Source organism: Thermostichus sp. OS-CIW-32, from assembly GCF_054060415.1.
Genome location: NZ_JBSSDD010000002.1, coordinates 1 through 14,315 on the forward strand (window position 1 = coordinate 1; position 14,315 = coordinate 14,315).

General features: G+C 58.5%; 18 protein-coding genes and 1 riboswitch. Of the genes, 12 read left to right on the forward strand and 6 right to left on the reverse strand.

The annotated features are described in order from the left end of the window. Window positions 1–270: 270 nt before the first annotated feature. The 4 genes from ACVWY8_RS02510 to gloB all read left to right on the forward strand — a co-directional run bounded on the left by ACVWY8_RS02510 (window position 271) and on the right by gloB (window position 2,135). The gene (locus tag ACVWY8_RS02510; RefSeq protein ID WP_011431820.1) at window positions 271–450 is read left to right on the forward strand and encodes a 50S ribosomal protein L32; all 180 of its coding nucleotides are present in this window, start codon (window positions 271–273) and stop codon (window positions 448–450) included. Window positions 451–561: 111 nt separating this feature from the next. Further along, window positions 562–978: a J domain-containing protein gene (locus tag ACVWY8_RS02515; protein WP_457393296.1), complete on the forward strand. Its 417-nt coding sequence runs from the start codon at window positions 562–564 to the stop codon at window positions 976–978. 127 nt (window positions 979–1,105) lie between these two features. Beyond that, on the forward strand, window positions 1,106–1,369 hold the full coding sequence (locus tag ACVWY8_RS02520; protein ID WP_011431822.1) for a DUF3143 domain-containing protein: 264 nt from the start codon (window positions 1,106–1,108) through the stop codon (window positions 1,367–1,369). A gap of 7 nt (window positions 1,370–1,376) precedes the next feature. Further along, entirely contained in the window at window positions 1,377–2,135 is a 759-nt protein-coding gene (gene gloB / locus ACVWY8_RS02525; protein ID WP_011431823.1) for a hydroxyacylglutathione hydrolase, read from the forward strand. A 122-nt stretch (window positions 2,136–2,257) separates the two neighbouring features. Here gloB and ACVWY8_RS02530 read toward each other — a convergent pair whose 3' ends face one another. The 6 genes from ACVWY8_RS02530 to hisIE all read right to left on the reverse strand — a co-directional run bounded on the left by ACVWY8_RS02530 (window position 2,258) and on the right by hisIE (window position 7,854). Then, window positions 2,258–3,451, reverse strand: a complete 1,194-nt coding sequence (locus tag ACVWY8_RS02530; RefSeq protein WP_457393294.1) for an MFS transporter — start codon at window positions 3,449–3,451, stop codon at window positions 2,258–2,260. A 42-nt stretch (window positions 3,452–3,493) separates the two neighbouring features. Beyond that, complete coding sequence (locus ACVWY8_RS02535; protein ID WP_011431825.1) at window positions 3,494–3,838, reverse strand: DUF190 domain-containing protein; 345 nt, start codon at window positions 3,836–3,838, stop codon at window positions 3,494–3,496. Window positions 3,839–4,147: 309 nt separating this feature from the next. Further along, on the reverse strand, window positions 4,148–4,579 hold the full coding sequence (crcB, locus tag ACVWY8_RS02540) for a fluoride efflux transporter CrcB (protein WP_414351171.1): 432 nt from the start codon (window positions 4,577–4,579) through the stop codon (window positions 4,148–4,150). A 52-nt stretch (window positions 4,580–4,631) separates the two neighbouring features. Next, entirely contained in the window at window positions 4,632–6,281 is a 1,650-nt protein-coding gene (locus ACVWY8_RS02545) for a cation:proton antiporter domain-containing protein (protein ID WP_457393292.1), read from the reverse strand. Between the two features lie 145 nt (window positions 6,282–6,426). Beyond that, window positions 6,427–6,532, reverse strand: a riboswitch (Fluoride riboswitch). Between the two features lie 49 nt (window positions 6,533–6,581). Next, complete coding sequence (locus ACVWY8_RS02550; protein ID WP_457393290.1) at window positions 6,582–7,223, reverse strand: DUF1997 domain-containing protein; 642 nt, start codon at window positions 7,221–7,223, stop codon at window positions 6,582–6,584. A 7-nt stretch (window positions 7,224–7,230) separates the two neighbouring features. After that, on the reverse strand, window positions 7,231–7,854 hold the full coding sequence (hisIE, locus tag ACVWY8_RS02555) for a bifunctional phosphoribosyl-AMP cyclohydrolase/phosphoribosyl-ATP diphosphatase HisIE (protein WP_457393288.1): 624 nt from the start codon (window positions 7,852–7,854) through the stop codon (window positions 7,231–7,233). Between the two features lie 278 nt (window positions 7,855–8,132). Between hisIE and ACVWY8_RS02560 the strand changes: the two genes are divergently transcribed. The 8 genes from ACVWY8_RS02560 to ACVWY8_RS02595 are packed head-to-tail and all read left to right on the forward strand — an operon-like array spanning window position 8,133 to window position 14,308. Next, entirely contained in the window at window positions 8,133–8,924 is a 792-nt protein-coding gene (locus ACVWY8_RS02560; RefSeq protein ID WP_457393286.1) for a phosphonate ABC transporter ATP-binding protein, read from the forward strand. A gap of 46 nt (window positions 8,925–8,970) precedes the next feature. Beyond that, the gene (phnD, locus tag ACVWY8_RS02565; RefSeq protein ID WP_457393284.1) at window positions 8,971–9,867 is read left to right on the forward strand and encodes a phosphonate ABC transporter substrate-binding protein; all 897 of its coding nucleotides are present in this window, start codon (window positions 8,971–8,973) and stop codon (window positions 9,865–9,867) included. Then, window positions 9,836–10,654 (forward strand): phosphonate ABC transporter, permease protein PhnE, encoded by an 819-nt coding sequence (phnE, locus tag ACVWY8_RS02570; RefSeq protein ID WP_011431833.1) that lies wholly within the window; start codon window positions 9,836–9,838, stop codon window positions 10,652–10,654. The genes phnD and phnE overlap by 32 nt, the downstream gene beginning before the upstream one ends. Window positions 10,655–10,663: 9 nt before the next feature. Beyond that, window positions 10,664–11,083 (forward strand): phosphonate C-P lyase system protein PhnG, encoded by a 420-nt coding sequence (phnG, locus tag ACVWY8_RS02575; protein WP_011431834.1) that lies wholly within the window; start codon window positions 10,664–10,666, stop codon window positions 11,081–11,083. Between the two features lie 8 nt (window positions 11,084–11,091). Next, window positions 11,092–11,661: a phosphonate C-P lyase system protein PhnH gene (phnH, locus tag ACVWY8_RS02580; RefSeq protein WP_457393282.1), complete on the forward strand. Its 570-nt coding sequence runs from the start codon at window positions 11,092–11,094 to the stop codon at window positions 11,659–11,661. Then, window positions 11,646–12,698, forward strand: a complete 1,053-nt coding sequence (locus tag ACVWY8_RS02585) for a carbon-phosphorus lyase complex subunit PhnI (protein ID WP_011431836.1) — start codon at window positions 11,646–11,648, stop codon at window positions 12,696–12,698. Before phnH ends, ACVWY8_RS02585 begins: the two co-directional genes overlap by 16 nt. Continuing rightward, window positions 12,682–13,548, forward strand: coding sequence for an alpha-D-ribose 1-methylphosphonate 5-phosphate C-P-lyase PhnJ (locus ACVWY8_RS02590; RefSeq protein WP_414401843.1), 867 nt, complete (start codon window positions 12,682–12,684; stop codon window positions 13,546–13,548). Before ACVWY8_RS02585 ends, ACVWY8_RS02590 begins: the two co-directional genes overlap by 17 nt. Then, complete coding sequence (locus tag ACVWY8_RS02595; protein ID WP_457393280.1) at window positions 13,541–14,308, forward strand: ATP-binding cassette domain-containing protein; 768 nt, start codon at window positions 13,541–13,543, stop codon at window positions 14,306–14,308. The genes ACVWY8_RS02590 and ACVWY8_RS02595 overlap by 8 nt, the downstream gene beginning before the upstream one ends. Window positions 14,309–14,315: the final 7 nt, after the last annotated feature.

The window sequence follows — 14,315 nt, forward strand, 5'->3', positions numbered from 1 at the left end:
GTTGGGCAGCAATTCGTACTTGAAGGCTTGAAGTCGTTGCACCGCTCAATCGTATTCTTGGCCTATGCGTGATGACAACGATATTCACATGGCCGGCACTGCGTTTTTAAAGGGCGTCGGCTACGGTCGGCGCTATCCTTCCCTGCCCTGAAGGACGGGGCTTGCCGCGCCTTTTGGTCAACCACTGATAGGCTACTTGCCTGAATAAAGCTGGGATCGGCAGCGCAGCCTCAATGCTAGCCTAGTAAGGCTGTGTTTTTGTGCGAAGCCATGCCTGTTCCTAAGAAGAAAACTTCTAAAGCCCGCAGTCGCAGGCGCTACGCCGTCTGGCTGGGCAAAGCTAAGCTCCAGGCCCAGCGAGCCATGACTATTGGGCGCGCCATTCTCAGCGGTCGCAACACCGGTTTCTACTATCCCAAAGCTAAGTCTGAAGAGGATGAGGAAGAATAGAGGCTTGCTGCAGGGATCCCGGTGTCTGCGCGAGTGATTACACTGGACTAGAGCTGTGCTCCCCTGAAAGCGGTTTTGCTGCCCCTGTAGTCTTGCTCCTCCATAGGTTGCATGCGCTCCTTGACTTCCCTCACCTACTACCAACGGCTGGGTCTGTCTCCAGGGGCATCTCCTGAGGCCATCCGGCGGGCCTACCGGCAATTGAGCAAGCGCTACCATCCCGATACTTCTCCCCTGGCTCCGGAAGTGGCCATTCGCTGCTTCCAAGAGTTGCAGGAGGCCTACCTTGTCCTTAGCAACCCGGCGAAACGGGCCATCTACGATGCCAGCTTACGGGCGGTGACCGCCAACACGGGATCTCTGGGCATGCCGGGATCCCTTGGTGCCGATTCTCTAGAGCTGCGCATGGAAACCCGCCCACTTTCACCTGGTGAGCTTTGTGCCCTGTTGCTGATGGGATCCACCCTGGTTGTGTGTTTGGTGTTGGCAGGTGTCCTCGCTTGGCTGCGAGAGAGTGGGGCAAGCTGATTCTGCGAGCATTTCCTGCCCTCTTCGGTAGGACATTGGGATCGAGTTTTCGGATTCTGGATCAGGAGTGCTTGAATGAACATAGCCCGTTGACTCTAGGGTTTGATTGCTTTTCTTGAATCTCGCCATGCCTTTGCCTCCTGCAACCACGCCCCTGTACAATCACCCGCTCCACACCATCGAACGCTGGCTGGAGGATCAGGGCTGCACCCGCGATCCGCAGGATGTGGAGCAGTGGTTTTGCGAACGGCCTGGCTGGAAAGCCATTTTGCGCCTGGAAGAAACCAGCATTTGGGTGCGATACACCTACCCAGACGGCAACACGAAAACTTTATCTTTTCCCTATTCCCTTAGCCGGCAAGACGTAGAACAGGCCATTTTTGAGAGTTAGCCGAGCCATGCGCGTTCTCCAGTTGCCTGCCCTGCGCGATAACTACATCTACCTGCTCCACAATCCCGACACTGCAACAGCAGCCGTGGTGGATCCGGCAGTGGCTGAGCCCGTGTTGGAAAAGCTGGCCGAGCTGGGGGCGGAGTTGGTGGCCATTTTCAACACCCACCACCACCACGACCACGTGGGGGGCAACCGACAGCTTTTGGAGCGCTATCCCCGTGCCAGAGTCTATGGCAGCCAGGTGGATCGGGGGCGGATCCCTGGCCAGACGGTGGAGCTCAAGGCAGGGGAAACAGTGGAGTTTGCGGGTCGGCTAGCAAAGGTGCTGTTTGTGCCCGGCCATACCCGCGGCCATATTGCCTACTACTTTTCCGAGAGTGGGGATCTCTTCTGTGGCGATACCCTGTTTGCCGGGGGATGCGGGCGGCTGTTTGAAGGCACGCCGGAGCAGATGGTGGGATCCCTGGATCAACTGCGGCAGTTGCCGGAAGCCACACGGGTGTGGTGTGCCCACGAATACACCTTGAACAATCTCAGGTTTGCCCTGACAGTGGATGGAGACAACCCCGACCTGCAGGCGCGTTATCAGCAGGTGGCTGCCCTGCGCCAGACGGGATCCCCGACTGTCCCCAGCACCATTGGCGAGGAGCGACGCACCAACCCCTTCTTGCGCTGGGATCAGCCGGCTCTGCAAGCTGCCACCGGGCTCCAGGATCCGGTGCGGGTCTTCGCTCGCCTGCGCGGTATGAAGGATCAGTTCTGAAAATCGGGTTCTGACAAAAGCTCCTGGAGGTGGCCCAAAACCTGAGGGGATGGTGCTCCTCACCACTAGCACAAACGAAACCCCCGAAGAGCTGCACCGTAATCTGGTGCAGGGGCTTTTCATCAGCCCACCTCGGCCTGCCTCCTGGACACTAGAGCCAGCAGGATAGCCGCCCCCAGCCCTTGAGTGACTACCGAAAAGAGCACTAAGCCAGTCAGGGAGAAATCGTAAAGCACCCCCATCAGGGCGCTGCCCACAAACCAAGCCAATCCATAGACACTGGTAAACAGGCCAAAGGCAAAGCCCCTCGTCTCGGGAGCTACCATACCGGCCACCGCCGCCTTCATGATGGATTCTTGGGCCCCCAAACCAATCCCCCAGAGCACCATGCCCAGCACCGTCAGAGCATAGGTACCGGAAAAGGCCAGCGGCGCAAATCCAGCCGATACCGCCACCGCTCCCAGCAAGCTCCACAGCCCCACGCGGTCGAACAGCCAGCCACATCCCAGGGCGGCCAGGGCATCCACCCCCATAGCCAGGGCATAGAGCAAAGGGATCCCTGCTCCATCGCTTCCCGACTGTCTTTGCAAATGGAAAGCAATGAGGGGAAAATCGGCAAACCCCATGGCCACACAGGCTGCCGCCAGCAAATACAGCCAGAAAACTCTGGGCAAGCCTTTTGCCGAGGTCATCTCCGGCTCCGGCTCGAAGTCTCGTGGGCTGGGATAGAGCCATTGCGCCAGCCCCAAAACCCCCAGTCCTACTGCCGCCGGGATCCCCAAGGCCAAAAACCCACCCCGGAAGCCATAGCCGACTTTCAGAACTGCCGCCACCAACAGCGGCCCCCCCACCGCCCCAATCTGATCTAGGGTCTCGTGCAGGCCAAACCCCAAGCCCCGTCCCACCTGCAGGGCTGCATGAGAAAGCAACACGTCCCGCGGCGGGGTGCGGATCCCTTTGCCGGTCCGCTCGGCCAAGAGCAGCACGGCGGCCCAAGGCCAACTGCCCACCCAGGCCAAAGCCGGGATCACCGCCGTGTTGATGACATAGCCCAAGGTGGTGAGCTGCCAGTGCCCCCGACTGCGGTGCAAGGGATCCCTGCCCAGCTGGTCGCTCCAATAGCCCACCCCCAACCGCAAGCCATAGGCCAATAGCTCCCCCCCGCCGGCCACCAGGCCCACCACCGTGCCGCTGGCCCCTAGGGATCCCAAAAAAGCTCCAGAAATGCTGCGTGCCCCTTCGTAGGTGGCATCGGCGCAGAGGCTGACGATCCCCAGCAAAACAATAAAGCGCAGGGCAGAAGGGGAATCGGGCATAACCAGCTCCTTGGCAATGGGGAATCTATTTTCAGATCTGGACTATTGTTGTTGATGAGGAACATGATGGAATACTTGTACCCTATGGCAAGTAACTAGACCGTCATGCATCAGAGTTTTTACTTCCGGTAGAAAGGCTTTGATTTTTTCCGGCGTGTCGATGAAAGTTACCAAAATGGGCAGATCTGTGGAAAGCTCTAGAAGGTTACTGCTGCGAATATGACTGTTTCGACCAAAGCCAGCAATAGCTCGCACCACAGTACCACCAGCTAGCCCACGCTGACGACCTAGCTCCAGCAGAGCCAGGTAGAGAGGCTTCCCTTGCCAACGGTCTGACTCGCCGATGTAAATATCCAATTTATAAACTTCTGGTTCATCATCTAGCATACTTGTATCCCTTTTGTTTTTGGGCTGTTGCGATTGTCATGGTTACAGATTTTTCCGCTTCACATAAGGTCTACAGTGAAGTGGGATCCTTGTCAGGCAAGAGATTGGCTGGCATTGGCTGTAGTGAGTAACGCTGGAAAAACTGTATATTGCTTTGGTGAAGAGTGCTCCTTAAGATAAGAAATTCCAGGGGGTTGACTAGTGGGGATCCCGGTGCTTTTAAGAAAAAAGTTATTGCCCAAAATGACCAGTTGCTGCACCTGGCTTTTGGATGGATAGATTGCTGATTGATAGGGGTTACGTTAAACGTTATCGCCACAATCGTGCCAACAGAATCCCAAGCTCCATAGCCAAGGCTCCAAATAGGCAAGAACCGAGCCAATAGACAAGCCCAGTAGCAAAGCGATGTTGCTGCCAGAGGCTAAAGGTATCCAGTTCATAGGTAGAAAAGGTGGTGTAGGAACCCAGGAATCCCACCCCGAACAGCAGGCGAATTTCCGGTGAGATCTCAGGGCGTTCCATAGCCACGGTCATGAACCAACCCATGACCACACAACCCGATAAGTTGATGAACAGGGTTCCGTAGGGAAAGCTAGGGCCAAATCGCTCCGCAAACCAGAGGGATAGATAGTAGCGACTCAGGGATCCGCCAATAGCCCCCAACGCAACCGCAAACGGAACTCTCAAACTGGGAGAGACCAAGCCATGGTTTAGGTAAGCCCACACCGATTGCAAGCGCATCTATTCTCCTTGAACTGTGTTCCCAGAACTTCCTACGGAAAAGGTGGGATCCTTAGCTTTTTCTGCCCTCAGAGATAGGGATCCTGCTTCTCTTGAAGTCCTCTTCCTCTACCAAAATTACCGGAATCGGGCTGGTTTCCAACACCGCTTGGGAAGTGGATCCCACCAAAACCTGCTCCCAGCCGCGGTGGCCCCGCTTGCCCATGACGATGTCGGTTACCTGCCGCTCCTGAGCTAGGGTTACGATGGTCTCTGCCAAGGGCCCCGAGGCCAAGCAAAACTGGTGGCGAATATCCGCCAAAAGACGCTGGGTGAGTTGCCGCAACAGTTCTACCCCTTTCCCCTGCGGCTTATCGGTAACATGCAACACAATCACTTCCCCATCCACCCGCCGCGCCAAATCGGCCACCTTGCGCAGCACGGCTTCGGCCAAAGGGGAGGTGTCCACCGCTGCCAAAAAGCTCACCTTGCCCTGGCTGCCTACCTTGGTGGGATCCACCTCTCCTTTTTCCAAAAGCCGGGGAGCACACACCTGGGTCAGCCAAGCACCCAGGGGGGCCGTGACCAAAATCGACAAAGCCGCCAAAGCCAAAATGATCTCCCCACCGGGGATCCCTTGGGCCAAAGGGATCCCACCAATGGCCGCCTGCACCGTCGCCTTGGCCATGTTGCCCGGTAGCAAAAACAGCCGCTCCCGCCCGTTCCAATTGCTTCCCAGAGTGGAAAGCCACCAACCCAGGCCCCGCCCCAGCAGCAGGCTCAGGGTTAAGAGCAGCAAGCCCGGCCAGAACACGGATCCCAGCACCCCCAGATCCAGCGACGCTCCCAGTAGCACAAACAACACGATCTCCGCCACCGTCCAGAGGGCATCGAACCCACCCCGCAGCCGCCGCGCCAAAGGGGCATCCAGCTCAATCAGAAAAAACCCCATGGCCATCACCGCCAGATAGCCGGAAAAATAGGGCCACACCTGCGGCGCCAGCACCAAGCCCAAGGCCATGCAGGCAGCCAGCAGCACTTCCTGCACGCTGTTGCGAGTCCAGTTTTGTTGGGTTAGCAGCGACACCAGAACCCGCGCCCCCAGGTAGCCTATGGCTATGCCCAGCAGGATCTCCATCCCCACTTGGAACGGCAGCCACTGCAGCGGCGATAGCTCCAGCCCCAGCAGGCGAACGCTCTCTGCAGAGCCCTGGCCCAAAAAGCTGAGCAACAGGCTAAACCCTAAGAGCAGCAGCACATCGGAAAGGGCGCTGCCGGTCAAAATAGCATCCGGGATCCCCTTGGCCACCCCCCAGCCCAGGCTTTTGAGGCGCAACATCTCCGGCACGATCACGGCTGGCGACTCCGCCCCAATCACGCAGCCCAGCAGCAAACCGGTAGGCCAGTCCAACCCCAGGATCCAGGTGCTCAACAGGGCCACCGCCACCGCCTCGCAGGCTGCCGGCAAAAACCCCAGCCGCAACGCCACGGATCCCTGCTGGGCCAGCTTCTCCCGATCCAGCCCCAGGCCCGCCTTCATCAAAATGATCATCACCGCCACCACCCGCAGATCCCCCGCCGCTGCCAGCACCTCCGGGGATAGGACATCTCCCAGCAAGATCCCCACGAGGATCATCCCCAGCAGGGGGGGCATCCCCAGCCGACCCACGATTTGGCCGACAAAAAAGCCCATCACCAAGATCCACAGCCAACTGCCCAGCATCACCAGATCCTCATCTCCTTGTCGTCAGGGTGTTGAAGGGCAGCCCAGGGAGAAAAAGCCATCCGCGTCAGGAGTGGGAGCACCATCGCGTCCGCAGGGTAGGGCCTCAAACAAAGCCAAAGACCCCTACCCCCTGGACTTGCCCAGAAGTGTAGGAGTCATCAGCCTCAGCTTTTGAGGTTAGAACCCTCTTCCTCTATAGAAAAATTCCAAGTGAGGCGGTTGCGGCGAACTCCATCGCCGGTTGCCGGAGCACTACTCGAAAGCTGACCGGCAACTTATTACTTGGCACCTAAGATATCACGCTTTGTCTTCCACTGCAATTAAGCGATAGGGGTGATCGGGACACCCAATAGAGCGATAGAAATCGCTGCACACATTGTGGGTGAGGCGGTCACTCATACCCCGGGTTACCTGCTGCACCACTTGACGGGCCACTCGACAAACCAACTTGCGGGGCAAAACCTGCAAAAACCTGGGCAAAGCCAGCCCAATCTCCAGATGAAGAGCCCAGTGAACACGGGTGGTGGGCAGGTCTTTCAGGGATCCCTGTAGCTCCTCCAGCTGGAAATCGGCTTGGCAGCTGACCCGGTAAGGCATTCCTTCATCGCCGGGCAACTCAATCGAGGTCAGACAAAACCGGTAATCTTTATCCGGCCAGATCTTGACCCCAAAACTGGGCTCCAGCTCAAACCCTAGGCCGCCCATGCGAAAAAACTGCAGCCGGTAGGTCTCGGCGGACAAAGCTTCCACCTGCAACGGCCTAAAGCACCGCTGGATCCACTGGGCGTGGCCTCTTAGGTAACGGGCCAAGGTCTCCCGATCCGTCTCCAGATCCACTTGTCCACACCGCGTGGCTCGCAAATCCAGGTGGGCTTTGTCCAGGGAGGGATCCCAAGAGGACGGAGAGGGATCTGCGGGAGCACCGCCTTCGGGGGACATGGCCCTTTCACTTGGCGGAACGGCGGGCTTGGAGCTGGCGATAGACATCCCTAACATCTACCTGATAGTGAGCAAGGGCCACGAGGCAGTGGTACCAGAGGTCGGCCATCTCACGGGCCAAAGCCACGCGGTCTTGATCCTTGGCCGCCATCACCACCTCAGCCGTCTCCTCGCCAAGTTTCTTCAAAATGGCATTTTCCCCCTTGGCTAGCAAGCTGCTGGTGTAGGAATCGGGACGGGGATCCGCCTGGCGGGCTTTGACGACGGCAAACACCTGCGACAGGGTATCGGCTGCCGGAATGGGATCCCCTTGCAAAGGGCGAAAGAAACAGCTCCGCGCCCCCGTGTGGCACGCTGCATCCCCCACCTGCTCCACCAGGATGACCAGGGCGTCGCCGTCGCAGTCGTAGCGGATTTGTTTGACCCACTGAACGTGGCCAGAAGTTTCCCCCTTGGGCCACAGCGCCTGCCGCGAGCGGCTCCAGAACCAGGTGCGGCCTGTTTCCAAAGTTTTTTGCAGGGACTCCCGGTTCATCCAGGCCATCATCAGCACTGTTCCGTCCAGGTAGTCCTGCACAATGGCCGGGATCAGGCCCTGTTCATTGTAGCTGAGGCTGCCTAACCAAGCCATCTCCTCCGGTGAAAGGGCTCTGGGGGACTGCCAAGAGAGGCCCGAGATCACAGCAGCAGCCATAAGGGTTTGGCAGAAAACCAATCGAGATTATTAGCAGGATAGCAGAGCAAGCTCTCCCAGGGGTACCTCCAAGAGCGCCCTCCAGGCCAAAGCCAGTTTCGAGAAGCCATTGAGAAGTCCTGCTGCCCAGGCCAGCAAAGCTTAACTTGGTTTTAACTTCAGTATCAGGCCAATCTGCTAAGTTTGTTACCGGTTTTCCCGCCGTGAGGTAGCTTATGCGCATCCAAGTCGAGAACCTTTGGGTTGCCTTCAAAAACAAGGTTGCCCTAAGGGAGGTTTACCTTGACCTATTTGGCGATGGAGCGCAGGTTGTGGCCTTGATCGGACCTTCGGGAGCAGGAAAGTCGACCTTTCTTAGGCTTTTGAAAGGGATGGTCAAGCCCAGCGGCGGAAAAGTTTGGGTTGATTCTCTTCCTCTCCATGAAGGCCAAAGGGATGCCCTGCAACAGCTGCGCAGGCGCACGGCCATGGTCTACCAGACCTTTCAACTCATCGGGCGCCTGACGGTTCTGGAAAACGTTCTTGTTGGGCGTCTGCCTCACATGAGTCCCATTCGGGGTCTTTTCAAGCACTTTTCTGTTCAGGATTTGGCCAAGGCGGAAAAGCTGCTGGAAGAGGTAGGGTTGCTAGAGCATGCCTGGCAAAGGGCCGACGCTCTCTCAGGGGGGCAGCAGCAGCGAGTGGGTATTGCTCGCGCCTTGATCCAGGAGCCAGCCCTGATTCTGGCCGACGAGCCCATTTCGGCTTTGGATCCTAAAAATGCAAAGGTAATTATGGAGCTGCTGCTGGGAGCGGTGCGCCGCCAGGGGATTCCGTTGCTGGTTACCCTGCACCACCTAGAAATGGTGCGCCATTACGCCGATCGAGTCGTTGCTTTCAAGGAGGGCCGGGTTTTCTTCAATGGGCCGCTTTCCGATTTTACCTCTGAAAAGGAAAAGGAGCTCTACTTTGGGGAGAAGGAAACCCACGAGGCAAGCGAATGGTTTTCCTCAACCTTGATGGTCTAACAAGATCCACCTTCAACCGCAAGTTAACTGCAAAGGAGAAAACCTTATGCGGAGAAGAAAAATTCTGTTCCTTGCTGCCTTCCTCATGGGAATTTCCAGCTGGGTTCCAGGGCTGGCTCAGAAGCAAAACTGGCCCAAGGAGCTGGTGATTGCTGAAGTACCGGTGGAGAGTGCTGCCGATTACGAAGCTCGCTATGCTCCCTTTTTGGATTATCTCAAACAAAAACTGGGGATCCCCGTCCGCCTGTTTGTGGCCGGTGACTACACGGCGGTGATGGTCTCCCAGGCACAAGGCCAAACTCACGTAGCTTTCTACGGCCCTGGCTCCTACGTAGATGCCATTGAAAAGGCCAACGCTCCCATTGAAGCGTTCGTGAAAGAGGACTCGCTGCGCTCGGGTACCGTTTATCACTCCTTGATACTTTCCAAGAAAGGCAGTGGCATCAAAACTCTAGAAGACGCCAAGGGCAAAGATTTTGCTTTCGTCGACCCAGAGAGCACCTCTGGCTTCAAGGTGCCCATGGCCTACTTCTGTCTTGAGGCCAAAATCAAGCCCAAGGAGTATTTCAAGCGGGTGGCTTTTGCTGGCACCCACGAGTCGGTCATCTTGGGGATAGCTCAGGGAACCATTCCCGTTGGTGTAACCTGGGATACCGGGATCAGCATTGCCACCAACAAGGGGCAGATCAAAGGCATAGAGGACTTTGAGGTCATCTGGAGATCGGATCCCATTCCTTCCTCTCCCTGGGCCTACCGTAAAGATCTGCCAGAGGATCTCAAGGAGGCCTTGCGCACGGCCTATCTGGAGTACGAAAACACGCCGGAGGGTCAGAAATGGCTGGAGGCTCGTGGACTGAAGGGCTTTGAGCCGGCTAGCGACGCAGATTACGATCCCTTCCGCAAGGTCAACGATGCTCTTAAGAAACCTGAGTGCCAACTCTAGGAGACTTCCCCCCCTGCCAGCAGAGCTTAAGCGCAGGGAGCTGATCACGGTTGTGCTGTATGGGGGGGTTTTTCTCGCTCTCTTGCTGACGGCGGAGCCTGCCGGGATCTCGCCAGGAAAGTTGTTAGCTGGCTTGGGGAGGAGTGCGGCCTTCTTGGCTCGCTTCTTTCCTCCCAGCTTTTACTTCTTGCCCAACTTCCTTTACTCCCTGTTGCAAACCCTGATGATGGCCCTCTGGGGCACCTTCCTGGCCACTTTTCTCACGGTTCCCTTGGCCTTCCTGGGATCCAGAAATGTCATGCGTTCCCCTGCGGTTTACCTGCTTGTGCGCGGGCTCATGGATGTCCTCAGGGGGCTCAATGAACTGGTCTTGGCATTGGTTTTTGTGGCCGCAATTGGCCTAGGACCCTTGCCAGGGATCCTAGCTTTGACCCTGCACACGGCGGGTGTGGCAGGCAAGCTCCTCTCGGAGGCCATCGAGACAGTAGATATGAAGCAGGTGGAGGCGGTAGAGGCTACAGGTTCCCACCCTCTCCTGGTTATCGCCTATGGCTTCTGGCCACAAGTGGCTCCTGCCTTTTACTCCAGTACTCTCTACCTTTTTGAGGTTAACGTGCGCTCGGCAACGGTCTTGGGCTTGGTGGGGGCAGGGGGCATTGGGTTTGATTTGATGCAGACCATACGAGCCTTTCGCTTTCAAGATGCGGCCACGGTCGTTCTGCTGATTCTGCTAGCTGTATTTACAATTGACAAAGTTTCGGCGCGGATCCGCCAGACCCTGATTTAGGAGGCTGGGATGCAGCCCCTAGAGATGCTAGAGCTGTTGCAGGAGGCCCCCGAGAAGGAGGTGCTGGCTTTGGCGCGGGAGGTCAGGCCTGCTCTGGGATCCAGCCAAAAGCTCAGGGAAGGGGCAGGGCTGCTGGCGCTCCCCTTTGAGGACTCCCGCACGGGGACGCCCTTCTACGTGGGAGAAGTGCTGGTCTACGAGGTCTGGCTGCGCTTTCCAAAAAAGGGAGTAGAAGGATACGGGATGGTGCTGGGGGAAAAGCCGCGTCTGGCGCGCGCCCTGGCCTACCTAGACGCCGCTCTGCAGGCGGGAATTGCTGTGGAGAAGATCCAGGCTTTGGCGCTAGCGGCTCAGAAGGATCTTCAAGAAGAAGACGAGCGCCTCTGGCGCAAGGTAGCTGCAACTCGCCTGGAGGTGGAGACTCTGTGAGCCTGGGGATGTCCAAAGCCTACGGCCCCACACCGGGACTGGCAGAAAAGCAAAGCCAGCAGGTCTTCCGGGCGTTGGTTAGGGCGTTGAGCTACCCTGGCCGTCTGGAGAGCTTTCCCGCTCGCTCCCTTCGCCAAGCCTTTCGCCTCATTGGGCTGACGCTGGTGGATGGCAATGTAGGGGTTTGGGCGCCAAGCTGGCTGCTGTCGGATTTGCGTGGGCAGGATCCCTGGCCTGTGGCTTTGGAGGCTGCTGACTTTGTCTTTGCCGAGCAGCTGGAGAGTTTGCCCGCTGGCCCAGACAGCCTTTTGGCTCTCAAAAGAGGCACCCACCTTGAGCCTGAAGCGGGAGCGACCCTTATCCTGGGGGCCCCCTTGGGCCGGGGATCCCCTGTGTTGCTCAGAGGGCCCGGCATAGCTGGGGAGATCCAGTTGGCTGTAGGCTTGCCCTCTCTGTTTTGGCAGCTGCGCTCCCAGATCCTGGCCTACCCGCTGGGAGTGGACATCCTGTTAACTGACGGCCCCCAAGTGGTAGGCTTACCCCGAAGCGTGGAGGTGGGTGGATGGGCTATGTCGTAGCGCGGGGCAGCCAAGAGGCCATTCTCAATGCCGAGGCCCTTTTTCGCGAGCTGTTGTCAGCGGCAGAAGCCAAAAGCAGGCGAGGCCGGACAAAGCAGCTGGCTGGGCTGCCCTATCTCCTGGATCATGTGATGGCAGAGGCGGGGCTGTGGGCTCCGGAGCTGGCGGCCACTGCCCTTGTGCAGACAGGGGGGGACCTCTACGAGGCCCTGCTGCTTCTGAGAGCACACCGGACTACTCTCCCCCGCCTAGGGAAAGCCCAGCTGCAGAAAAAGGAAGATCTCCTGCTGGTGCGTCGGCTTTCCTCGGCTTTCAAGAGCATTCCCGGCGGCCAGGTCTTGGGGCCCACCCTAGACTACAGCCTGCGTCTTTTGGGCTTTTCTGAAAGCCCCCCGCTAGAGCCGGCGGCCGTGGCTGCTGCCCAGCACTATCCTTCTGTGCGCAGCTGGCTGAGGGAGCAAGGTCTGCTGGAAGAAGATCCCACGGCAGAGCAGCAAGCCAGTAGCCCTGCTCCAGGGGAAGAGATTCCCGACTTGACGCGGCAGCCACTGCTGTTTCCAGCGCCGCGGGCCCACCGCCTGCAAGCTTTGGCCAGGGGAGATACGGGGGGACTTCTGGCTCTGGCCTACAGCGCCATGCGCGCCTACAACGTCCACACCCACCCAACGGTTGCCGAGTTGGGCGTGGGCTATCTCGAGGTACGCGCCTTTCATCCTGTGCGGGGGGGAAGCTTTCGCCTGGGGCGGATCCGCCTGGTCTTTACTGAGGTGGTGGGACACGGAGAAAAAGGATACCGCTTGGGCTTTGCCGCTAGCCTGGGTTGGAACGAGGGGCGGGCCATCGCTGGCGCCATGCTGGATTTGGAAATGGATCGCCCCAGCCATCCGGCTCGCAGCGAGGAGTTTGTCCTGGTGCATACGGATCCCGTGGAGGCCTCCGGCTTTGCCCTCCACTACAAGCTACCCCACTACGTAACCTTTCTCAGCAACTGGATGAGCCACTTCCAAAAGGAGGCCTCCCTTGAAACCCAAGCATAGCTATGCCTACCTGGATCCGGAGGCCAAGCGAGAAATTCGGCGCAAGGTTCTCAAGGCCCTGGCCATACCGGGCCATCAAGTTCCCTTTGCTAGCCGGGAAATGCCGCTGGCTCGCGGCTGGGGCACAGGGGGATTGCAGCTTACGCTCAGCCTGGTGGGGCCGCAGGACGTGGTGAAGGTCATTGACCAGGGGGCCGATGACTCTGTCAATGCCGCCAACTTGCGCCGCTTCATTGCCCAGGTCAGCGGCGCTCGAACAACCACCGACACGCTGGAGGCCACCCTCATCCAAAGCCGCCACCGCATCCCCGAGGAGCGGCTCCAAGAAGGTCAAATCCTAATCCTGCAAGTTCCCATCCCTGAGCCTCTGCGCTATGTGGAGCCCTCTGACGCCAGGGCGCGGGAGCTACATGCCCTGGGCGACTATAGCCTGCTGTGGGTGGATCTTTTTGAGGAGCACCTACGCCACGGCCAGAGCCGCAAGGGAGCGGCCTACCCAGTTCTGGTCCATGGGCGCTATGGAATGGATCCCAGCCCTCTGCCCCGCTGGGATCTGCCCAAGCTGCATCTGGCAGCCCATATCACCCTCTTTGGGGCCGGGCGGGAGAAGCGGCTCTATGCCGTCCCTCCCTACACCCGGGTGGAGCCCTTGGCCTTTGTGGATCGGCCCTTCCAGCCGGAGCCCATTTTGGGATCCTGCCGTCGCAGCGGTTGCCGCCACGTCTTCCTCAACGCCATTCCCCAAGAAGATGGCAGCTTGGCCTATGAAATCTCCGACCAGGGCTATATGGAAAAGCTGCTGGCCGGGAAAACGAGCGGTCCTCTATTTGTGGAGAAAGAGCATGGCTGAGGAGACCCCCCTTCTGGAGCTGGTCAAGGTTTGCAAAGCCTACGGGGATCGCTGGGCGCTTAAGAACGTCAGCCTCAAGCTCTATCCCCAAGAGGTGCTGGGGGTGGTGGGAGCTTCCGGCAGTGGCAAGACTACTCTTCTGAAGATCCTTTACCTTCAGGAGACAGCCCAGGGGGAGTATCGGCTAAAGGTGCCGGGTTGGGAGGGACGTAACCTGCTGTTGCTCTCTCGCTACGAGCAGCCTGCGGCGCGGCACTACCTGGCCATGGTCTATCAGGATGCCGCCCAGGCCCTGCGCATGGGCTTTGCGGCCCTGACTAATGTTGCGGAGCCCCTTGTCCTTAGAGGAGAACGGCGGTTTGGAGTGCTGGAAGCGGAGGCGCAGGAGGCTTTGGAGCGAGCCGATTTTCCTTTAGAGCGAGCCGGGGATCCCCCAGCTTCTCTTTCGGGAGGAGAGCGCCAGCGGGTACAGATTGCCAAAGCTTTAGTCCAAAAGCCTCTGGCTGTTCTTTTGGACGAGCCCACCACCGGTTTGGATTTGCTGGTGCAGGCCACCTTTCTGGATACTCTGCGCCGCCTCAAGCGGCAGTTGGGGATGAGCCTCATCCTAGTAAGCCACGATCTCTCGGTCGTGAGGGCTGTGGCGGATCGAATTGTGGTGTTGTACCAGGGGGAGGTAGTGGAGGAGGGATTGGCCGACCAAGTGCTGGAGGATCCTCGCCACCCCTTTACCCAGGATCTGGTTGCCGCAAGACTTTAGGAAGGGC